This window comes from Vibrio sp. YT-18 (genome assembly GCF_033337345.1).
Taxonomy (GTDB): Bacteria; Pseudomonadota; Gammaproteobacteria; order Enterobacterales; family Vibrionaceae; genus Vibrio; species Vibrio alginolyticus.
Genome location: NZ_JAWOQO010000009.1, coordinates 129,217 through 151,080, shown reverse-complemented (window position 1 = coordinate 151,080; position 21,864 = coordinate 129,217). Strand labels below are relative to the sequence as shown.

Here is a 21,864-nt window from a genome sequence, read left to right as displayed (position 1 = left end):
AGCGTGGTTTTATACTGCTTGGGCAAACAGCAAGAAACAGCCGAATAGGAAGATCATGCTCATTCCCATTGCGCCGCCACCAGCTTCATAAATATTGTCATCTTCTACCGGCACTCGGCGCACTTTCATGGTCATTGATAATGGGACAAAGACCGCGAGAAACACAAGAATAATCCCCGCGTAGCTGAGAATAGCTAGGAAGTGTTCTGGCGCAAATACAGCACCTAATAGTGGTAGCACAAAAGTAGTAACAAAAATCACTGGCTTACTTGCTTTCAGTAGGTCTGCATTTTGATCGTATAGCGCCATTGCAACACCTAAGAACGACGTTAGTAGTGCCAAACCAGTAAACATGGATAGGATGAACTCTAAGCCCTCGTATTGCTGACCTAGTACCGAGATCAACTCTGTTACGTTGGAGTATTGAACAAGCTCATGAGGTGGTAGATTGCCGACAACCGCTAACAACCATAATAGGTAACAAACAAGCGGAATAGTTGAGCCCACGATAATCATATTACGCAGCTGTGTTTTACTCGCTTCTTTGTTGTAAGTTACAAGCGATGGGATCACGACCATAAAACCGAAACTGGTGAAAAGCACCGAACTGGTTTTGATAAGTGCCATTTTATCGTCGCTCACAACCTCATCAAGTCCTTCAAACGAGACGCTTGGTGCAAGCGCAAAAAGTGTCAGGATCAGCGCTACGATCATGCCTAGGAACAAACCGCGATTCAGCTTATCTACTACCCCTGTACCTGCCGAAACAATGATACCAACTAAAAGAGTAAAACCGACTTGGCTTGAGATCGTAGATGTTGGAAGCCCAAATGAGGCTGTTACTTTTTGTACGAGATCACCCGCACCAATGATGTAAGCCATTAATAGACAAACTAACAGGGCGTAAAGCAAGCTGTTGGTTACCAACTGGCCTCCTTTACCAAGCGTTTCGCGAGCAATTGCATTCATGCTCACACCACCACCTACTTTACAACTGGCTTCAAGAAGGAGCAGCGCAGCATAAGTCGTTCCAGCCCAGATGAACAACATAAGAAGAGTGCCCCAAAGGAGGCCAAATTGAGCAAGCACCATTGGTATAGCAAGCATACCAGCGCCAAGAGCAGTACCTGCAACGATCAGGGAGCTGCCGACAAGTTTTAGGTTCACGGTTAATACCTCTAAATTCAATCCGTTAATTTCTCACCAGTTGTGCTTTATCTAAAGCACACAACAAAACGCTCCGACTTAGTCAAAATTTGGTTACAAGAGCACTATGTTACAAGAGCCCTGTATGGCTAAGAAAACACGCAACAAAAGGTGGTTAATCATTTGCACATGAACACTTGAGAGTCGTTTTTGGCGATGTCATCGTTGATGAAATGTGCGCAACTTTGGGTTCGAAGCAAAATTGTTCATCTTAATTCATCAACCCCATTCGTTATGAATGGATTTGGTTCGAAAAGATTGTAAGGCATAAGCAGGACGATTGAAAAGCAAAAGGTCAATCTTATAGCGATATATTTTAACAACTCTTATCTTTTACCTAAGATGTGTTGTTTTTTTCGTCACTAATTAGTCTTTTATCGCTTAAAGAGAAGGAAGAACGTGCTCAATGGCTCAATTTGGCTGGGTGTACAGATTAATTTACAGTTTAAGTGAAGGTGTTAGATTCCAAGGACGTAGCCTAGATCGGACAATATCGCTATTATTCGCTGCGTACCGACACTGTTCGGTTCACATACCTCTAAACACTGATTTACGGTTCGAAAATATAGGTAAATGAGTGTCCGAATGCTGGGTGTGGTTCCCCAGCATTTGCATCCTTTCTTTTAGATGTCATCAATTGATCGAAATTGCGTAAATCTTGTATCGCCCGACTTTACGACTGTGTTAATACGCTTTATCTAGCGCGCCAATGATATAAGTTAACACTGGAATACCCATATCGGCGACCTGCTTCTCAGTCTCACTCATATTTTCATGCGCCATCCGCAGCTCTACTTCACTTATCGATTCTTTGTGAAGGTAAAGCTCTTTGTAGTTCATCAATCGCTGTTGTGACTGTTGAATCAGTGTCACAACATTCTCTTTAGTCTCACGATGTTGCTGATCAATTTCACTAAATAAATGATCTAAAATGCGTTGCATTTTGCGAATAGAAGCTTTCGTTTCTATTGATTTGTATGATTGATACTTTTCCATTGAGTTAATAACTGACTAAAATATTTACGTTTTTATAAGACAGTTATTTTTATACTGATTGCAAAGCAGGTAAATATGTGGTGGTTAAACTGGTCCACTTCTTGCTCCGTTTAGGTCAAAACTGTCCTTTCAGGAGAGCACATGCTGGTAGACCCTATAATTCAAGCACTGATCGCAAGACGAAAATCGAATGGCCTCTCCCGTGAGCAAATGGCAAACATCGCTGGAATGAGCGTAAAAACATATCAAAGGATCGAGCGCGGAGAGTCCGATCTTAAACTCTCACAATATCGTGCCATATTGCGTTCGCTTCATTTGACTGACCTAGATATTGCTTTAGATGTACGTGATGTTCAGCATGTCACAGCAAATGACCTAACGGCCGTGGCGAGATTGCTCTCACCGGAAGCTCAGTCCCTGCTCGTTCGCCTATTATCGTTAGTCCTTGAACAAAAGAACAAGAAAGGTGATTAACGACATTGCTCATACCCAAACGATGAATGCCCTGTTGAGCGTTGAAACATGAATCGTTTAGACAAAAATAAAACTCGTCAAATGACGAGTTTTATTCTTTATATCAGTCCGTTACTCTAGGCTTTTCAATTCCGATGTATCAACGCCTTTTATTGCATCTTTCGCCACTTTATCAGGATCAAAGACATCACGTTCTTCATATGAATTATCAATCATGCCTTGTCCTATCGCGGTCGCCTGCTTTTGTAACTTGTTACCCTCTACCTCACCAGCATCCCAGCCTTGCCGATAATCGGAGTCGGTTTGATACCTTGTTTCGTCCTTAATATAGTGTTCAAAATCATTCCCTGCCTCTTGCATACCACTATGCCGACCGTCATGAAAGCCTTGGATATAAGCTTCATCATAACCGCTCTCTTTTAACGCGCTGTCACTCGTACCACAGCCTGAGAGGAGAACAAAAAATAGCGAAACGAATACCTTATGAAACATATTTAGGCCTCAAAGCTTTCAAATAAATTAATCATAGTTCGCGATTTCAACTTCTGCTTACTTCAGGCTATTCGATAGCATTGTGACTCGACGAAGCCTGTGAACTTGAGTCCCTACAGTGAGTACAAAGCTGGACAAAGCATCACACCTACTGATAAACATTATACTCAACGCGCGTTTAATACTTCCATCGCAAGTGCTTCATCATCTTGCTCAGCCAAACCACTGATACCAATTGCACCGACGACTTTCCCCTCTTGTTCTACAGGTACACCACCCATAAAGCCTGTGATCTTCGGGTCAGTCCAATAACTCAACTGCTTACCCGTCTCACGAGCCCAAGCACCCAGATTGCCGCTAGGCTGACGGTCTCTAGCCGAGGTGTAAGCTTTGTTATGTGCCAACAAACCTGCTTGCACACTCACATCATCCATTCGGGCAAAACCGAGCAATTCTCCATGTGTATCAACCACGGCAACCGCAATGTTCTGCTTGCGAGCAGTCGCAATTTCCAATGCCGTTTGAATCAGAGTTTGAACTTGTACGTATTTCATTTTTCTCTCCTACGGGATCTCATGACCAAGGGTTTTCTCGAACAAGCCATACCAATGGCTACGTGATAGCGTGACGTTCTCTACTTGAGCACAAGCGCGAATACGCTGTGGGTTTGCAGTACCAATAACAGGCTGAATTTGGTTTGGGTGACGCGTTAGGAAGGCTAAAACAATCGCCTCAGACGACACGCCATATTCAGCTGCTAGCGCCATCACCATCTCCGCCGTCTGTCTGGTGTTGTGATCATCAGAATGTAAACCACGCTCTGAGAATCTTCCTTGCGCCATACTGCCCCACGCTTGCAGTTGGATATTATGCTTACGGGCATGTTCCAGTGTTCCCGCAACGTAGTCAGATTCCGACGAAGGAAGCCCCATGCCTTGCTTAATAAAGTCAGACTTAGCCAGACTCATTTCCAACTGGTTCGCCACAACAACTTCGCCCGTTGCTTGTTGAAGAAGGTCAATTTGAGCACTGTTCATGTTAGAAACACCGAAGTGGTTAACTTTGCCAGCTTGTTTCAGGGCTTTTAGCGTTGTGCCCAGTTCTTCAAATTCAACCAAAGGATCAGGACGATGCAGCATCAAAACATCAAGATTTTCCACGCCAAGGCGTTCAAGAATGCCCTCAACAGAAGCCGTCACCCATTTGGCAGAGAAGTCATACTGCTTAACACCTTGCTCATCTCCTAGACGGATGCCGCACTTTGATTGCAGATACATTCGTTCTCGTAAGGTTGAGTCATTGGCTAAGATGCGCCCAAACACTTCTTCAGCCTTACCGAATTTGTAGATATCCGCATGATCAAAGAGATTGATGCCAAGCTCTAATGCTGCCTCTACAGCGGCATAAGCTTGGTTTTCATCTTGGGCGGTTAATGGGTTGCGATTCCACTCCCCTCCAAGTCCCATACAGCCGAAGACCAAGCGGCTAACGTTAGGTAAGGTTTTGGCGAGCGGTAGTGTTGGATTGTTCATCGTTATTCTCACTTTTCCGATTTCTGCATCTTCAATTTCTTAAATTAACTCGAACCATCTTACCGTTCGTAAAAATTAGTTTAATACCGTAAAATCGAATTCATTATCCTCGTTACCGAACAATTAAAGCGAGCAATAAAGATGGCAGATTATAAGAGAATCGAAAAACTGATGCTGTTTGCTGAAGTGGCTCAAACACTCAACTTTTCTAGAGCAGCAGAGCAACTTGGTATCTCTAAAAGTTACCTGTCGGAACAAATCAAGCGATTGGAATCGGAACTCGCAACGCCTTTGATTGTTCGAACCACACGCAGCGTGAGATTGACGGCAGAAGGTGAATCGATCTTTGCACAAGCGGAAGATCTCAAACGCCGCGTAATGGAAATGGAAAAGAGTTTAAGTCAGCGATCTGAACAAATAGACGGTCTGATTCGTCTTACCGCGCCCAAGATGTTTGCTGAAGCGGTGCTGCATGATTTGTGCGTAGCGTTTCGCGCTTTACATCCAAACGTAGAGTTCGAGATCCTTTCTAGCTATCAAGCGTTTAATCTGACAGAAACCAGCGTTGATTTTGCGTTTCGAGCGACAAGAACGCCGCCAGAGAATATGATTGCGCATCACCTTTTGGACTACCACCACTGGCTGGTTGCCTCTCCTCAGTATCTGCAAGAAGAAGGTACGCCGGAGACATTAGATGATTTACAAGAGCATCAATGCTTAACCACATTGCATCAAAAAGAGTGGCCGTTAAAAACGGGAACAGTTCAAACCCAAGGTTGGCTTTCAAGCAATGAAAACCGCTTACTCAAAGAATCAGCCCTGTCTGGCAATGGCATTGCTCGGTTAGCAAGTTACTTTGTCGAACAAGACGTTGAGCACGGCCGTCTAGTGCAGGTTTTATCGGAAGAAACCGACCACCAGCACAACGCGGTGTACTTGGTGTATCCGCAGCTCATCTATCAATCGGCGAAAACCAGAGCCTTCATTGAATTCGTGAAGCAGCACTTTGCTATATAACTAAGGCAGTTAATCCGCAGACCACACCGAGCGAATATCTGGCCAACCCCAGTTAGTAAGAGCGACGTCTTCTAAAACACCTTGGAAACGCAAAGTTTGTGTATGGTGGAACATGGGTGCAATCCAATACTCGCTGATCAACGTCGATGCAATTGGCTCCAATGCATTAAGGTAGTCCTCAAGTGGAACGAAAGATCTGACTCTCTGTAGTTGTTCATCCAACCATTGTGCGTTCTTCTCTCCCAAAGTGTGGAATAGCACAGCGTTGCTGAAGAAGTTCGTGAACGCTGAGGCATGACGATTATCATCTAGGTTTATGTTCGTCACGACCATCGTCTCATTTAGCTCACCATTCTTAGCTTTCTCGTTCAGCTCACGATAGGAATACATAACAATTTCTACTTTACTGCCAACACTCACCAAACGATTAGAAATAGCCCGCGCACAGCGACGCAACGCGGTATAGTTATATCCGGCTATCGTAATGTGTTTAGGTAACTTAAGCGGCTCACTGAACGGACGGAGCACTGGCTTCCAACCTGGTAGCAGGTTGTAAGCGGGTATACTCCCAAATACAATATTCTCGCGACGCATCACTTCGGCCAAGTGCTCAGGTTGAATTAGCTCACTAATATAACGGCGCTGCGCTAAAGAGAGTTTGTGCTTAGCGTGCTGATTAAATAAGGCGAATAAGCAACCATCTTCTATTCGGCTACGCTTGCTCGCCGATGAGTTTTCTCGGTTTTGCGTCGACATATAGTGTCCACACAAATCCTCCTCGGGCGAAGTATCCCTTTGCAACGTATTTGCTGCCAATGACGGGTTCTCCATCTGCTCGTCATTAACAATCCAGATAGTCACCAAATCCGTTAGAACTCTACATGCATAGTAACCATTAAATGCTTGCAGTTTTAAACGACTTTCATTGTGCTCGACAACAGAGAATGGGCCACTTCCGACCACCAGCTTGTTATTCGCTACGTTAACTTGGCTTACTGGTTGAATGCCGTATTTCACTCCAGAAATAAGTCCAGCAAAGCCCAAGTCAGCTCGATTAAGCTTAAAAACAACTTTCAATGGCGTTGGCGCAGTAATGTTAGCAACATGTGCCAACTCTTTTTCGTAGTACTGTAGTGAACTCAACTTTGCAAACAAGCTAACCACTGTTTCTGCATCAATGGAATTACCATTATGAAAAGTCAGACCTGGACGAAGGTAGAAAGTCCATTCGTAGGTGTCTTCGTCATAACGCCAGTGATGTGCGAGTTCTGGTTGCACTTTCCCATTGTTATCACTCGAAACTAAGCAACAATAGATTTGCCTTAATAAGAAACGTTCGCTGCTACGCTGAAGTTGATGTGGAACGACGCGCTCAAACATTCGCTTATAGGTTAATTGAATATTGAGCTGTCCTTCTTGAACAGAAGCACCAGACGTTGTTTTTAACAAACGGCCAAATGCCATTTCGTCTTCATCTAATATCGCCAGTGCTTTTTCATACTTGCCTAACTTGATACGTTCAAGAGCCAAGCTCTCTTTTAAAACGTCTAACTCCATATTCAGAATAAGAGTCGATCGTTGGTTCCGCCCAGCTTTCGGGTGCCAGCTCAACCACGCCTTCTGCTGCATCTGCGCTAGCAGGCTACGAGCATGCCGAGAAGAAGTGAACATGATGTCGGCAATGTCCTGTAACGTGGTTTTTGTTTCATCACCAACGCTAAACGAGAGTAATCGTTGGTAATAGCGAAACAAATTGAGATCAGACACTGAATCAACCTTAGAGCTGTGAAGTTTGTGGATAGGAATAGTTTACTTAAGTTGGCGGCAATAAAATAAGAAAACTTCCTAATTATCTGTTCCCCTTTTCCACAATTAACCTCCAAATTCGGCTTTAAAGCCCCAGATATTTACGTTATTAGGAACAAAGTTAACAAAAGCACTCTCTTTTTTATCTCCCCTTTTATACGCATAATTTACTCGTCAGCGTAAAGGAGGAAGAAATGAAGAAGCCAATGATGGCGTACTTTTTTCAGCAACGCCTAGCTCAATCGAGTAATAAAATAGAAGTCATGACTCTGGTCTATCTTAACGATATGTTCCAGTGGTCATAGCCTAACCTCAAGCAGAACTTAGCTCCTGATACTACACCCCCACTTCGTTGTATCTTAAGTTCTGCTTTTTCATCTTTTGCACTCCAATACCTTATTGCAGGTTACTAAAAGTTGACTATTTGAAATAGTATTATTTCATGCACTATTAGCGTTGTTGCAAAATTCTTACAAGAGGCTAAACAGCCTAAAGAGAAATGATTTTGATATAAAACACTGAGCTTCAGGCATGCCAAACCCTCTAAGCTTGTTGAGCACTTTTAATCATGGTGTAAGTTTCACCAACTTGAGCGTGGTAGTTTCTTAGTTATAGTTTCTAACCCAGCAACTGCTTCACTCGATACATAGCTTTTTCGGAGAGTGCACATCTGAGCTCTTTCTTGACCTCCTTTATATACCGTAGAATGTCTTACATCCTAAAGCCAGATTACGAAGGTATCCACGCTCCTAAAAGGCCGATCCTTCCCTTGGCTAAATGATAGGAACTGCTCTCTTTATTCGTATGACATTCATGGCATTTTCTTGTGCCATAAGTGTCATCATCTGATACTTCTAGGACCGTTTAATGTGTCTGCCTAAGTAAATGGGGCAATACTTCGGCACCAGTTATTTAGATAAACTCAGAGCTACTGCGACTATTTCGCACGCGCTGGTATCTACGGCTAAATATAACTTGCGCCAGATACTCTATTGCGCTCCTAGTGTTGCTTTAAATGAAAGCTTAATGTCCTAAGCCCAACGGTATAGAGAAAACGCCCTTTACCACCAGTGCGGTAGTAATAGCTAGGTCTCAGATCCGACGAGACATAGTACGCTTGTTCGATTTGCTTTGCTTCTATTCGCTTATGGTTTATTCATCAACCCCAAAAGTGGGTAAGCCCCGGTTAATGAAGGCATTATTTAGTGGTTTTCTAACGAGGTTTACGCATAAGGTTATGTTTATTAACTAGTGCAGCCTATCAAATCGCAACTTATTTATTTAGTTACATCAAATTACTCAGCACAGACGAATTTGGTAAGAAAAGTTAAGTAATATTAAATTTTTAATATCGTTTAAATTTTACATTTCATTATAAACAACATTAGCAAATATAATTCACCATTAAAAAAGCCTAACAAAAATTAACAGTTAGGCTTTGTTTATTTTAAGTTTAAAATATTATATAAACTAATTAATATATATGTTGCAAAACCGTGCTTGCAATCTGATTCACATTACTTCCATTAGCGTTAACCCCTTTAGAAGTAAAGTTCCACTCTTTATTTTTATAAGTCAAAAGGCCAATATAAATTCCTGTATGACTCCCTTGTTCATTTAAAGTGAAGCGACAAATCTCATTTGAAGATTGATCCAAAATACGGCAAAAAGCGTTTTCGACTTTATCGAAAGTTTGTCCTCTAAAACTGTTAACTGTAACAGCAATGTATTTAACAGAATTAGGCAACTTTGTCAGGTTAATCGTAATTTTCTCATCGTCACCATCACCTTTGCCTGTCAAATTATCTCCTTGGTGGATAACAGACTTACACTTTGATTTCAACTGAGCGTACCAAACAGAATCTAGTACATTTAAATTTTCATCAATCAATAGGCAGGATGCATCTAAGTCAATTGAAGCGGTACCGAAAATAGAAGCAAGGAAACCTTTCGATTTAGCTACGTCCCAACCTAAACCAACAGTAATACTAGATAATTTTTCAACTTCTTTAGTAAGCGATATCGTTGAGTTCTTTGATAAATTAATAGACATAATCTTACCTTATTGATAACCAGCCACAATGTCGCCGAGACCTAGTTGGTAGCCAGCTCCAACTGCATGGAACTCCCACTCGTTACCACTTTTAACTAACGAACCTACTTGCACAGCAGATTCGTTTGCAAACTCTTGACCTAGTTTGTACTCAGCAATCAAGCTCCCAGTTACGTCATTGTAAAGCCTAATGTAGCTGGTATTTACATGTGAAAAACCACGTGTATCGTTATGAATCGTAACAAAAATAGATAACTCAGCTGCTCTTAGGTCAATTGATTGCAGATCTATGTTGATGACCTCATCATCACCATCGCCAGCACCGGTGCGGTTATCACCATGGTGTACCACTGCTCCCTGGGGGCACTCCAGATTATTGTAAAAAACAAAGTGCTGATCAGACAAAAGTTTAGGCTGATCTTGTGCATCGTAAGAGCAAATAAATATACAGCAATCAATGTCAATTGGTGGTTCTGTGGGTATTAGATCCCAACCAAGCCCAAGCCTCAACTTACGCAACGCAGGCTCAGCTTTCGTTAAGTTTATTGCATTACCTTTTTCTAAATTAATCGACATTAATTATTCCTTATTTTTTAATAGTTTAGATAATTCTTTTTTCATATTAACCATTCTCTCATCAGCGATCTCGCGATTTCTAGCTCCCTCCTGTTCAATGGAAACAACATCTTGCAATGTGGTAATCAGAGTATTTTGCACGTGCTCCAGTGTTTCCAGATCTATAACTGAACGTTGATTCGCTCTTGCTGTTTGCAACGTATTTTGTCTTAATAAATCTGCATTTCTCTTAATTAAGTCATTTGTAGCATTGTCAATTTTGCCCGCAAGTTCTAGCGACTTTCTCTGCTCTAACATAGAAATAGCAAGCGTAAATTGCTTCTTCCACGATGGGATCGTTAATGTCTTAATATTGTCGAACTTCTCAATCAAAGTGATATTGTTAGTCTGTACCATCCGAATCATTGGAGCCGTTTGTAACGCAAGCATTTGCAATGACCTTAAGTCGTGAACACGTTTTTCAATACGATTGTGAAAGGACTGTAAGTCGCTTAATTCTTGCGCTTTTAAAGGAGAGTTTTCATCTTCAAGCTCTTTTGCTAAGACTTCTGCTTTACCTTTTATGAGCAAACGCCTTGATTCTCCGTATATTATGGCTTCTGTTAACGCCTTATACTGCGCTATGTTTTGAGAAAAAACAGTTTCGAGCTGAACAGAACGCTCCTGGAGACGCACTTGCTGCGAATTAATCTCTTTTACTACCCTGTCGAGCTGAGTGCTTACCGAGTTAAACTGAGCTAAAATAGCCTCTTTAGAATATTTGAATCTAGATATCAACTTTCCAAAAAAGCTGTCTTTCCCCATTAGCCCACTTAAATCAACTCCTTTAGCCAAGCCCACAACTTGATTTAGGTTCTCTCCCATTTCTTCCAGATCTTTAGTCCGAACTTGATTCAACATAGAGTCAGAATATTCAGCTATTTTCTCAGCTGACTCATGACCGAGAGTACTAATACCTCGTGACGAATAGATATCAATCTGATTAAGTTGAGTAACTATACGTTGAAATGCTTCTCTCGGGTTTAAGTTCGCTTCGTTCAGATCAGCTTGATAAACTTCAATGGATTTTTCAACACAACTGTATATACTTTTAACATTTTGTCCTTTAATCGTCGGAAGTTTAGAGATATCTGTAGTGCCTTCAACTATTAGTGAGTTTTCTATTGTTTTTACAACATTAGTATTAGATAAATTTTCTATATTGCTAGAATTAAAATTTTTGGATGTAAAAGTCTTCGGTTGGAATACCATTTATCTCAGCTCCTCTATATTTCGAATCAATTGTTCCTGAATGTCGTTCAGCTCATAGTAAAGTATTGAATCGTTTGATTCGTCGATAGCAATAACTGTTAAAAATTGCTGTTTCCAGACTTGAATAATATCTACTTTAATTTTTTCTAACTGTTCAAAGCTACCTAACAAATTAGAGCTATATAATTCTATTTGGGGGAAAGTCAAATCTATCGAATGTTTTAGAGAAAGCAAAGTTTGTACTTTCCTTTCCCATCTTTTAATTGAATCAAATCCGTTTTTTTTAAAAGAGTCAGAAAGATTAATACTTTCTTGTTGAATTGATTTTTTTTCTTTATCCATCCTTAGTATCAATGCTAAAATTTTGAATATAAGGTTTTTATTCAAGCTTTGTAACTCTATAGACCAATACTGAAACTTTTCGAGATGCGTTCGCATTTCAGCTAGGTTATCAAATACTCGATTTATTCTTTCGTCAATATTATCACTTACATAATCAAAGTCATACTTAATCTTTCTTATTTTTTGATTATGGTTACCAAAAAGTTTAGATAGCTTCGTACCAAATTTATGTGGATTGAAAATATCAATATCTATACTTTTTGCCAATTTAATAATGATCTGTCCTAATCCTAAAATTTTATCTACCTTACTTAACTTAGCATAATCGGACAAAAACCCTTGTAATTGTTGGAATTTTTTTGACTCTACATTTCCAAATTCTATTTGATACATAGGATCATTGAAAATAATAGAATTGTAAATGTTAATTATAACCAAATAGTCTCCATTATTTAAATTGACATTTTTAAACTCTCTTCTACACAGTTTGTCAACTTCAATTTTAAAATCTTCTTCAACATTAACTAAGTCACTTTGAATTGACTTTATTTTATTGCTAAATAAAACAGAAGGTTTTTTCTTATTATTATATTTTATGTTTTTCCAATATTTTTCACTCTGAAGGTGTTCAAAACTCTCTTCGGATACAAGACTTCTATTAGACTTTATATGGCTAAATTTCTTGACAGCTAATTCATGTTTTTCTTCATTTTCAGGAAGTTCATTAACATGAGTTGGATCTAAATCTTTATGATGAAATGTTTTTATCATTACTTTTCGCACTATGATATTAAATCAAAACTTCCTCAATAATAATTATCAATTTGAGGTCATAAGTTGTCTAAAATGAATTAGCCAAAAATTTAGTTCGTTTAGCCCAATTACTGTGGCATGCTACTTCCATCATTTGTCCATTCATTTTATAAACTGCCGGGGAAGAATCTGCCAAAACTGACTCAGCTTGAACAATATGTGTATTTGAATAACTTTTAAAAAAACCTTCAATTATTTTAACTTGTTGAGGATGAATGGCAGTTTTTCCAAAAAGGCCATAGTTAACATCCATAGCAAGTTCCCTTATCAACGTTTTATGGTCATCGATCATATCAAACACAGGCGCAGAAAGCTCATAACCGTATGGCCTAAAAGCGATAATTAAATTCTCTATCACCGAACGTAAGGGGGTTTCATAAATTGTTTGGCCTGTCATACGTTTTATACCCAGAAGATTGAATAAATCGTTACCTCCTATACGAAGGCAAGTTATATCTCCATAGATATTTTGTAAACTTCTTCTAATCTCTGGTAATTTAAACGCATCAATTACATCAAGAGATTCTAAGGTAGGCATTAGTTTAAACTTAATAGAGTGACATTTTAATACTCTATGATAATCATCATTTGTTTTTAGATCATATTTAGGGAGAACAAAACCATCTATTTTTTCAATCCCTCTAAAATACAATATATTTTCAAGAACTTCTGGGCTTCTGGGACGAATAAACCTTTTGAACTGTGTATTTGAACTATCTAATCCATCGATCGCAACACTCAAATTCTTAAGTGATTGATTCAATTCACCTTCAGAAATGGCATCTTCAGTACAAAAAACCATACTCTTTGATCCCAATCCTTCTTTCATTAACATTTTTAGATTCGGGTGATTACACGGAGTATACAATGTTGCTCCCAAAGAGAAGTAGCTAGAGATGTTCATTTTATTGCCTCTATATTAAGTGGCTTAATAAGTGCACATGCTTCAAATAGCAAGGTTGGTTCTTCTTCTACTTTGACTCCTTTTTCATCTGCTAACATTAATAAATGTTTGACTTTATTGCTGTCTATTGAGCGAACAATAAGTAAAGAAGGAACACGTCTTAGCATGACTCTAGTTGCTTCGGCTATCCCAGGCTTAATATAGTTTACATCTTTAATAGAATATTTAATGGTCAATGAGGATATAAATCTTTTTATTTGATCTTTAGTGTTATCTAAATCGACAATTGTCTCATGTTGCTCAAAAGGTTCATCTTTAAAGTTTTCTTTCAAAAAACATTCTGCTATCTTTTCCACAAACCAGTGGGAATAGTCAAATTCTTTTAGGTGATTATTGATTACGCAGCCATGGAATTTTTGTTTTTTAGGATCTTGCCATAAACTTCGCGAAATCAAACCTGATACTGTAGAATTCAACATAGACGAAGGTATTGGATAGTCTTCTTTCGTGGCACAATAATCGGCAACCCCACCTGTATCACTGACAACATAAAGGTACGGTTTTATATCAGTATTATTTCTTTTGTTATAAGAGAAAATAGATCGCTTTAATTCCTTAGTGATTACTCCTTTTGCAGTCCAGCCGTCAATGAATACTAAGGAAGAGGAATCATATCTTTTAATTTTCAACAAGTAATCAAGAGCAACCGAATCAATACCTCTATCCCGAATAATGCTAATACTATAATGACAAACTTTTCTATTAAAATAATACTCTAACGCTCTCTTTATTAAAACGCCAATTGGTGTTCCTGCTCTAGCTAAAGAAACCAGAGTGATATCTCCCAATTGATTATTATTAATCTTTTCAGCGAGAGAAAAAATGTGTTTTGCTAGTTTGTTTTTATACTTATCGGTAAATTCAAAGAACAGTCTTTGATATTTAATTGATGGTTTTGATTCTTTGTTCAATAATTCAGAGTAATGAACCCCTTCAGACTGGATTAGATTTTCTTTTTCATTAATTGAAAAGAACTGACACTTGACAACCTCTAAGAGGAACTGACAGTCGTTCTCATTATAACTACCGATTATTGGAGATATAGATAAGCTCATAATATTATTACCAAGATAATGAATCTGCGATCTGGCTTTTAGTGGGCATCAAAGCAAAATCAGAAAGTTTCATAAATGGGATATCAGATAGGCTATCGCCCATGGTTAAAATTAATGACTTTTCATCTAGCTGACGTATTATATAATCAACAGCTAATTTTTTCTGGGTATAAGGTGGCAAAAGTGCCATATTTCGGCCATTAATATGTATTTTTATATCATTTAAATCTATACTGATTTGTGAAAGTATTGAATCGAATATAAAATCATAATCTATACCTTCAGTGCATTTTACACAAACATAACAATCAATATCATCCTCGGAAACAATATAACTTTGTGCATTAAACCCTTTAGAAAGTATAAATTCTTTTAATTCTTCATTTATTAAATTCAATTTATCAGACCATAATCCAAGTGGAAATTTATTTTTAATATGCTCAACCCAGGCGTTGCACTTCTTTCCGTTAGGTTCAATAATTAAAGCACCATGAGAAACGACCATCCACGACTTAAATAATGAACTTACTTGAACCCTTTTGAGCGTGTTATAACTCCGTCCAGTTACCGGAATAATTGTAGATCTAGTGTCAATAAATAACTCCAAAAGAGTCCGCTGTTTCTCTGACATAAATGAACGAGCTTGGCCGTCAATATCTAATGACGCTATAGAAAGACTATCGCTTTCTGAAAACTTCCTTTTAGTTGCCATAAAACAATCATCAATATCTGTAAAAAGCACAGTACGCATGATAACTACTCTCTCTCAAGTGGAGAAAAACGCTGGGCTAATTGGTGCTCAGATCTAAGTGATTCGTCTTCTAAAAAGAGCACTGGTAGCCTCTCATTCTCTTGAAGGTTATAAATGTAATGCTCTACATCCCGGCTATCCACCTGAAAAGCTTCTTTCGTATTAATTGCATTTCCCACCAAAATCGGGGAACGAGTTGTAGATTGAAAGATCACATCTCCTCCTCGACTCTCTGCTAGCTCCGCAGCTAGGAAAGGCAAATATAGGTGCTCTCCATCTCCGATAACAGTTCTCGGAAAAGTAATATCTAATACAGGTATATGACCACAGAATGGCATTTTCATAGCAAATCGCCCTAAATCATCCCTACAAGGCTTTTTGACAAGGTCTCCATCAACTTTTTCTGGGAGAGAAAGATTTAAGTTAGGCTTTGCCTGAAAGTCAAACTGACCATCAATTAATGAAACATGAGTAACTGTAACATCCCACTCTTCATACTGAGCGCGATTTTCTTCGCTTAACCAGTTGACTAATGAGACTATTACAACCTCTTTCACAAATCGCATCTTTGGTAAAATCTTATCACCGAGTAACTTTAGCGTACGACCAGTTGAAATCTCATCATCAACGAGTATAAGACGCTGACAATTAGAAATAGGTTCTAATAGTTCTATCTTTGGTTGATACAAAATATGATCAATAGCGTGACTATGATTTTCATCTAACGTAAACCAGATTGGCAGGTCGCACTTGTAACGAGTGGTATGCTGATAGTAAACTTCTCTGCTTTGTGCCCTAGCTAGACTATCCGCAACACCAGCACCAAAGCCCGTCGCGGTCTCAGCCATACCAATCACAAAACTGCCTAGATCATTATTAATCTGCGAAACAAGTAAATCATAAGTATCTCTCATCGTACTTGGTTTTACTGAAATATGTTTACCTAAAACTTTAGAAACAAATAAAAAACCTCTTTTAGGGTTCTCTCTTGAAGCGAAGTCTAATAGATCCTCAAATGGCATCATCTGCTTAAATAAATCAATATTTAATGTTCCATTTTTAATTTCTATTTTAAATTTATTCATTATTATCGGTTGCTAATTAATTTCATTCATCGTGATTATTTACTTTCACAAATATAAAAAAGAATGAAGAGATCACTTAAAAAATAGAGTTAATATAATAATAAACATAAAAAATGTATATTAGGAACTTGCAGAAAGAACTAAAACTCTAATAATTTAGTGATTATGCATGTCAAGCATGTGCTTTGAACATCAAAATCACTAAAAGTCTTAGTTTTTGTCCTTTCCATCGAAAATTAAAGGTAATTTCAATCGTATAACTTCCACGTAGATAAGGTGTAACACTTTACCTAAATCAATAGATTTAAATACCTATTCCTCCGCACCTCTCCAACTTCAACATTTAATTCAATGATAACCGCTAACTTATCGTCATTCCTTAAGGCTCTAAACTCATTGTTTTATGAGAAGGTTTACCTTTAAACCTAACTCGTTTTGAAGGTAACAGGTAAGCTAGTAGTTTATCACCCTAAGCTAAGTCAAATTACACCTTAAAGCTCCATTGCAGTTTTTGTGGTTACTAAAAGTTAACTAGTTGAAACACCGCAAAACAGAGTCTACATTGAAGTCTCATCCCCCAATCGCTTTGTTGAGAAAGGGGGCATTCATGGATATACACCACCAATTCGGGAGTCAATATGGCAACTTCAGTGAAACTTAAAGCGGGCGACAGCTTCCCTCATCTTCAAGCCACTTTGCTAGATGGTTCAAGCGTAACGTTGGGTCAGCCGCAAGGTGATGCGACTTGGCAAGCAGTATTCGTTTATCGTGGTAAACACTGCCCTCTTTGTACTAAGTACCTCAACGAGCTTGAGAGTTACAAACAGGCTTTCGCTGATGCTGGCGTCGATATTCTTGCCGTTTCTGGCGATTCAAAAGCACAGCTAGAGGGGCATCTAGAGAAACTTGAAATCAGCTTCCCTATCGCTTACGGCCTGACCGAAGAACAAATGAAAACGCTAGGCTTGTATGTATCTATTCCTCGATCTGAACAGGAAACCGATTATAATTTCGCAGAACCAGGTCTGTTTGTGGTGAATGAACACGGCGACTTACACGTGGTGGATATTTCAAACAACCCGTTTGTTCGCCCTGAGCTTGGCGCGCTATCACGCGGATTGGCATGGATTCGCGATCCAAACAATAACTACCCTATCCGTGGCACATTGGATTACTAATATCTTCTACACCCAAGTAAACTTTCTATCCTTAAATAAGCTAGGATTCTTGCCTCAGTGAGAATAACTTGGAATGCATATCAGATCCGTGAGATCTGATATGTATCAACAAGTTGGAAATAGAGTCCTTGTTCATTATACAACGCCTTGATGAAAAACAAGATCAGTGAAGCCCAGACTCCCCTCAAACAACGTTAGTTATTTACTTCTAAGTCACTTTCACGATAAATACATGAAATTAAGACTAAAAACTTAGACTTAACGGATATATAAATCATAACGGTACCTACACAAGTAGTTGGCTAGCGATTATTATCCTATTGCAACTCACAATTGTGCAAATCTAATAATTCATACCATAAATGAAAACATAGATACCGTAAGAGACAAAATAAAAGCAAACGATTAAATTACCAATAAAACACCGTTCAATTAAAATAAAAACATTTCACTTTATAAAAATGTAATTAATCGTTATTTGCAATCACACATCTTAATTGAGAAATACAGTATGAATAAAATCTCTTTGCTTTATATGGCCGTTTGTATCGGATTAGTTGGATGCGGTTCAGGAGGAAGCGACAACGATCCAGCAAAAGATATACATCCCACCATTTCAAATCCGGAACAAGTCAACGCAATGACGGTGGACAAAGGTCATTTCTATTGTTCTGTAAACCAACAAAAACTGGAACACGGAGGGACATCTGCAACTATGTCCTACCTGATTGAAAAGAAAAGAAATTCTACGGTTGTCGACGATTATGAATGTACCGAATACGGTTTAAAGAAAGGTGAGTCAATTATCGTCACTAAAAGTGCAATTGAAAACTTTTCATACTCAAAACATTATAGAAGCACGAAGAAGAATGACATTAATAGGTTTAAAATCATCTACCCTACAGGGCTTACGACTCCGATTAATAAAGATTATGAAAAAATTACGATCACGTATAATACGGAGAGACCTGACGTTAACATTAAGATAATTCAATATTTTGACGAAAAGTCTAAATTATATACCATCAAAAAATATGAAAGCCACGTTAACGACAACTCACCAATAGGTTTAGTTGAGAAAGAGGAATTCGATAAATATTCCGATTTTGAAAAGAAACTGGAATTAAATAGTGCTTTTTTAAATTCAACTGAAGTGAGTGATTTATTCTACAACTTATTAAGCATGATAAAATAATAACTAAAAATCAAAAACTTAAAAAGTACGATTATGCTCAAGTAGCTTCGATATGCCTGACTCGAAAGAGTACGTTGTTTTACGAAACAAATTACGATTTAAATGAAGCACATCTAAGTTACTTGGGTATAAACGGCGATGTATTGTTAATCAGCTTTCAAAAGAGAGTAACGTTTGCGATTAACTACTTTGGTCTTAACGAAGCTCAATTTGATGCTTTTCAGACCAAATTCGCAAATCATCAAGAATCTTAAGTGCGGTACGGCCGAACTCTGTTAGTTCATAGCTGACTGCAATTGGGCGGTCGCTGATCACTTTACGCACCACCATACCTTCCGCTTCTAGCTCTTTCAGGCGTTGGTCGATCATCTTTTTACTTGCACCGCCTAGCATGCGTGCTAAGTCATTGAAACGAACTGGGCCGTCTTTCAAATGATAAATCAGAGAACCTTTCCATTTACCACCAATTAGACGCATCCCTTTCTCGATAGCACATGGCTCCGCACATACGTTCACCACTGACTTACGACCTTTGCTATCTACACTGATTCTGCTTTCCACAATACACCCCAAGATACGCACCTAATCTAGGTAACGAAAAGTAAGCTAGATACATTTAGTGCTTTAGAGTAATAAAAACGTCACCTCGCCGCAAACAAATAAAAATGGACCGCGTACAGCAGTCCATCTCAATTCATCATTCAGTTCGCACTATCTTTCTAAAAGGATTAGAAGTTTTCGTTAATGTGAGCTTCGAAACGAACAAAATCGTTTTCGATATCTGCGTTCTTCATCACGTCGTAGCAAGCGAATGTAGGTAATGCTGACATACCAAAGAAGCGGAAGTTAGCGTGCATGTGGAACATCAAATCATCCACGCCTTTACCTTGGAATAGGTATTCGCTCTCATCATCAAACGATTCTTCTGGCGCGTTGAATGTCAGTGAAAGCATGTATTTGCTGTTGGTTTGAGTACCGCCTGTACCATAGTTTTTCTTTGGTTCTTCTGCGCTACGGCCATCAAATGCACACAGTGCGCCGCCCATACCCGCAGTAAACACGTCGTCCATGTATTTTTTGAATGACCAAGGCACAGACATCCAGTTGATTGGGCTTTGGATGATCACGCGATCAGCCCACTCAAAGTGTGCGAGTTGCTCATCTACGTTGATCTCATCTTGCATTGTCACAACGCGAACCTCATGGCCTTTTGCTTGCAGAAGCGTCTGTGCTTTGTCGACAAGAGAAGCATTTAGACGACCTTCTGAATATGGTGATGGTTCGTGTGCATTGATGATCAGTACGTTGCTCATGGGATTACCTTTAAATAAGTTCACAAGATGACGCAGTAACCATTGTGCGTCGGATGTGGTTTATTATGGTAACCTAGAAATATAGTGCAATTAGTTAACTTTTAGTAACCTACTTAATTTTTTATTATATCACTGTTTTTAAAACATATATTTTTTCAATTTTTTATTCATCGTTATTTTACGATTAATTTTTTCATCGAGTTGTTGCATCTTCCACAGAGCAGGCGTACACTTTATCGCAATTCGACGATTAACTATTAAGGCCAGCGAATGAGTGATAAGTGCAAGGACACGTGCGAAGTTGTTTTTCAGACAACGCAACAACAGCTCGAGAAAGAACAAACTCTCGCAGCGCAAGCAAAAGCTTTGTCGCATCCAGCACGTTTGCGCATTCTGCATATCCTGCACACGCTCGATACCATGGGTGGTTGTTTGAACAGTGATTTGGTTTCTGAACTGGGTCTTGCGCAATCTACTGTTTCCGAGCACTTGCGTATTCTCAAGCAAGCAGGCTTTATCAGCGCCGAGCCAAACCCACCTAAGGTGTGTTACCGCATTCAGCGCGACGCGTTTGATCAGTTCAATCTAGGCTTTTCCAAGTTATTTGATTAATTCCCTTTGCACGCTGGTCAGGCGTGCAGAGATAAACTATACCTTCAACTATCGCCTTTCGACGATAAACGAATAAGAGAACACTATGACTACTCAAGTTTTAAATAGTGCCAGCGACAAAATGAGCTTCTTGGACCGTTACCTAACGGTGTGGATTTTTGTCGCAATGGCAATCGGTGTAGGTATTGGCGCAGCGTTCCCTCAAGTTGCTGAGTGGAATGAGTCAATGTCAGTCGGCAGCACGAACGTACCGCTCGCGATTGGTTTGATTTTGATGATGTACCCGCCGCTAGCAAAGGTGAACTACAACCTGCTAGGTACAGTGACGAAAGATAAAAAAGCGATCACGCTGTCTTTAGTCATGAACTGGATTGTCGGCCCTATTTTAATGTTCATCCTTGCATTGACTTTCCTAGGTGATCATCCGGGTTACATGGTTGGTATCATTCTGATCGGTCTTGCTCGTTGTATTGCCATGGTATTGGTATGGAACGATATCGGTGGCGGTAACAAAGAATACGGTGCAGCTCTAGTTGCATTAAACAGCGCTTTCCAAATCGTGACTTACAGTGTGATGGCATGGTTATTCATCACTGTGTTGCCACCAGTCTTTGGTTACGAAGGTTTCGTGGTTGATATCTCGATGATGGACATCGCGGAAAGCGTTCTGATTTACCTTGGTATCCCATTCCTAGCGGGCTTCCTAAGCCGCAAATGGCTGGTTGCTGCGAAAGGTGAACAATGGTACAACGACGTGTTCATCCCACGCATTTCACCAATTACGCTTATCGCCCTACTTGCGACCATCGTACTGATGTTCAGCTTAAAAGGTGAAATGATTCTTGAACTGCCAATGGATGTATTCCGTGTAGCAATTCCACTGGCTATCTACTTTGTGTTGATGTTCTTTGTCAGCTTCTTCGTTGGTAAGAAAATGGGCATCGACTACGACAAAAATGCATCGATTGCTTTCACGGCAACAGGCAACAACTTTGAATTGGCAATTGCGGTTTCTATCGCGGTGTTTGGCCTAAACTCAGACCAAGCTTTTGCTGGTGTCATTGGCCCGCTGATCGAAGTGCCTGTGTTGATTGCTTTGGTGAATGTAGCATTGCGAATGAAGGCCAAATATTATGGCTAACCTAAAAAGCAC

Annotated in this window: 22 protein-coding genes and 1 pseudogene; 6 read left to right on the top strand and 17 right to left on the bottom strand. The window is 39.3% G+C overall.

Annotated elements, in window-relative coordinates; genetic code table 11:
- Nucleotides 1–9: 9 nt before the first annotated feature.
- Together R7M72_RS14260 and R7M72_RS14255 are read right to left on the bottom strand one after the other, a co-directional pair.
- Nucleotides 10–1,167 carry an amino acid permease gene (locus R7M72_RS14260; protein ID WP_053303777.1) on the bottom strand — a complete coding sequence of 386 codons (1,158 nt, stop codon included), beginning with the start codon at nucleotides 1,165–1,167 and terminating at the stop codon, nucleotides 10–12.
- Nucleotides 1,168–1,890: 723 nt separating this feature from the next.
- Nucleotides 1,891–2,202, bottom strand: a complete 312-nt coding sequence (locus tag R7M72_RS14255; RefSeq protein WP_005375472.1) for a hypothetical protein — start codon at nucleotides 2,200–2,202, stop codon at nucleotides 1,891–1,893.
- A 141-nt stretch (nucleotides 2,203–2,343) separates the two neighbouring features.
- Here R7M72_RS14255 and R7M72_RS14250 point away from each other — a divergent pair, with 141 nt between their 5' ends.
- Nucleotides 2,344–2,676: a helix-turn-helix transcriptional regulator gene (locus tag R7M72_RS14250; protein WP_315957232.1), complete on the top strand. Its 333-nt coding sequence runs from the start codon at nucleotides 2,344–2,346 to the stop codon at nucleotides 2,674–2,676.
- Nucleotides 2,677–2,787: 111 nt separating this feature from the next.
- Here R7M72_RS14250 and R7M72_RS14245 read toward each other — a convergent pair whose 3' ends face one another.
- The 3 genes from R7M72_RS14245 to R7M72_RS14235 form a co-directional block, all read right to left on the bottom strand.
- Entirely contained in the window at nucleotides 2,788–3,168 is a 381-nt protein-coding gene (locus R7M72_RS14245) for a hypothetical protein (protein WP_005375467.1), read from the bottom strand.
- Nucleotides 3,169–3,335: 167 nt separating this feature from the next.
- On the bottom strand, nucleotides 3,336–3,722 hold the full coding sequence (locus tag R7M72_RS14240) for a GlcG/HbpS family heme-binding protein (protein ID WP_005375465.1): 387 nt from the start codon (nucleotides 3,720–3,722) through the stop codon (nucleotides 3,336–3,338).
- A gap of 9 nt (nucleotides 3,723–3,731) precedes the next feature.
- Nucleotides 3,732–4,700 (bottom strand): aldo/keto reductase family oxidoreductase, encoded by a 969-nt coding sequence (locus R7M72_RS14235; protein WP_053303778.1) that lies wholly within the window; start codon nucleotides 4,698–4,700, stop codon nucleotides 3,732–3,734.
- Nucleotides 4,701–4,841: 141 nt separating this feature from the next.
- Between R7M72_RS14235 and R7M72_RS14230 the strand changes: the two genes are divergently transcribed.
- Complete coding sequence (locus R7M72_RS14230) at nucleotides 4,842–5,717, top strand: LysR family transcriptional regulator (protein ID WP_017635840.1); 876 nt, start codon at nucleotides 4,842–4,844, stop codon at nucleotides 5,715–5,717.
- Between the two features lie 9 nt (nucleotides 5,718–5,726).
- On the opposite strand, the gene R7M72_RS14225 is transcribed toward R7M72_RS14230, so the two are convergent.
- The 10 genes and pseudogenes from R7M72_RS14225 to R7M72_RS14180 all read right to left on the bottom strand — a co-directional run bounded on the left by R7M72_RS14225 (nucleotide 5,727) and on the right by R7M72_RS14180 (nucleotide 16,413).
- Nucleotides 5,727–7,484, bottom strand: a complete 1,758-nt coding sequence (locus tag R7M72_RS14225) for an SgrR family transcriptional regulator (RefSeq protein ID WP_053303779.1) — start codon at nucleotides 7,482–7,484, stop codon at nucleotides 5,727–5,729.
- Nucleotides 7,485–7,993: 509 nt separating this feature from the next.
- Nucleotides 7,994–8,509, bottom strand: a pseudogene (locus R7M72_RS14220) (IS5/IS1182 family transposase); the annotation flags it as partial.
- Between the two features lie 488 nt (nucleotides 8,510–8,997).
- Entirely contained in the window at nucleotides 8,998–9,576 is a 579-nt protein-coding gene (locus R7M72_RS14215) for a TerD family protein (RefSeq protein ID WP_017635838.1), read from the bottom strand.
- 9 nt (nucleotides 9,577–9,585) lie between these two features.
- The gene (locus tag R7M72_RS14210; protein ID WP_053303780.1) at nucleotides 9,586–10,152 is read right to left on the bottom strand and encodes a TerD family protein; all 567 of its coding nucleotides are present in this window, start codon (nucleotides 10,150–10,152) and stop codon (nucleotides 9,586–9,588) included.
- A 3-nt stretch (nucleotides 10,153–10,155) separates the two neighbouring features.
- Nucleotides 10,156–11,403, bottom strand: a complete 1,248-nt coding sequence (locus R7M72_RS14205) for a toxic anion resistance protein (RefSeq protein ID WP_017635836.1) — start codon at nucleotides 11,401–11,403, stop codon at nucleotides 10,156–10,158.
- Nucleotides 11,404–12,516 carry a hypothetical protein gene (locus tag R7M72_RS14200; protein ID WP_053303781.1) on the bottom strand — a complete coding sequence of 371 codons (1,113 nt, stop codon included), beginning with the start codon at nucleotides 12,514–12,516 and terminating at the stop codon, nucleotides 11,404–11,406.
- A 70-nt stretch (nucleotides 12,517–12,586) separates the two neighbouring features.
- Nucleotides 12,587–13,462, bottom strand: a complete 876-nt coding sequence (locus tag R7M72_RS14195) for an HpcH/HpaI aldolase/citrate lyase family protein (protein ID WP_053303782.1) — start codon at nucleotides 13,460–13,462, stop codon at nucleotides 12,587–12,589.
- Entirely contained in the window at nucleotides 13,459–14,577 is a 1,119-nt protein-coding gene (locus R7M72_RS14190; RefSeq protein ID WP_053303783.1) for a cysteine protease StiP family protein, read from the bottom strand. The genes R7M72_RS14195 and R7M72_RS14190 overlap by 4 nt, the downstream gene beginning before the upstream one ends.
- Before the next feature lie 7 nt (nucleotides 14,578–14,584).
- The gene (locus tag R7M72_RS14185; RefSeq protein WP_053303784.1) at nucleotides 14,585–15,328 is read right to left on the bottom strand and encodes an HAD family hydrolase; all 744 of its coding nucleotides are present in this window, start codon (nucleotides 15,326–15,328) and stop codon (nucleotides 14,585–14,587) included.
- A gap of 5 nt (nucleotides 15,329–15,333) precedes the next feature.
- Entirely contained in the window at nucleotides 15,334–16,413 is a 1,080-nt protein-coding gene (locus R7M72_RS14180; protein ID WP_017635225.1) for a phosphoribosyltransferase domain-containing protein, read from the bottom strand.
- Between the two features lie 638 nt (nucleotides 16,414–17,051).
- On the opposite strand from R7M72_RS14180, the gene R7M72_RS14175 reads away from it, so the two are divergent.
- On the top strand, nucleotides 17,052–17,591 hold the full coding sequence (locus tag R7M72_RS14175; RefSeq protein WP_315957233.1) for a redoxin domain-containing protein: 540 nt from the start codon (nucleotides 17,052–17,054) through the stop codon (nucleotides 17,589–17,591).
- A gap of 511 nt (nucleotides 17,592–18,102) precedes the next feature.
- Nucleotides 18,103–18,786 carry a hypothetical protein gene (locus tag R7M72_RS14170; RefSeq protein WP_064369141.1) on the top strand — a complete coding sequence of 228 codons (684 nt, stop codon included), beginning with the start codon at nucleotides 18,103–18,105 and terminating at the stop codon, nucleotides 18,784–18,786.
- A gap of 195 nt (nucleotides 18,787–18,981) precedes the next feature.
- Here the strand turns inward: R7M72_RS14170 and R7M72_RS14165 are convergent, their stop codons facing one another.
- Together R7M72_RS14165 and R7M72_RS14160 are read right to left on the bottom strand one after the other, a co-directional pair.
- A complete protein-coding gene (locus R7M72_RS14165; RefSeq protein WP_054865851.1) occupies nucleotides 18,982–19,347 on the bottom strand; it encodes a winged helix-turn-helix transcriptional regulator in 366 nt (121 codons plus the stop codon).
- Between the two features lie 167 nt (nucleotides 19,348–19,514).
- On the bottom strand, nucleotides 19,515–20,099 hold the full coding sequence (locus R7M72_RS14160; protein WP_017635228.1) for an NAD(P)H-dependent oxidoreductase: 585 nt from the start codon (nucleotides 20,097–20,099) through the stop codon (nucleotides 19,515–19,517).
- 270 nt (nucleotides 20,100–20,369) lie between these two features.
- Here R7M72_RS14160 and R7M72_RS14155 point away from each other — a divergent pair, with 270 nt between their 5' ends.
- Nucleotides 20,370–20,711, top strand: coding sequence for an ArsR/SmtB family transcription factor (locus R7M72_RS14155; RefSeq protein WP_005375451.1), 342 nt, complete (start codon nucleotides 20,370–20,372; stop codon nucleotides 20,709–20,711).
- 85 nt (nucleotides 20,712–20,796) lie between these two features.
- Complete coding sequence (arsB, locus tag R7M72_RS14150) at nucleotides 20,797–21,852, top strand: ACR3 family arsenite efflux transporter (RefSeq protein ID WP_005385145.1); 1,056 nt, start codon at nucleotides 20,797–20,799, stop codon at nucleotides 21,850–21,852.
- The last annotated feature ends 12 nt before the right edge of the window (nucleotides 21,853–21,864 follow it).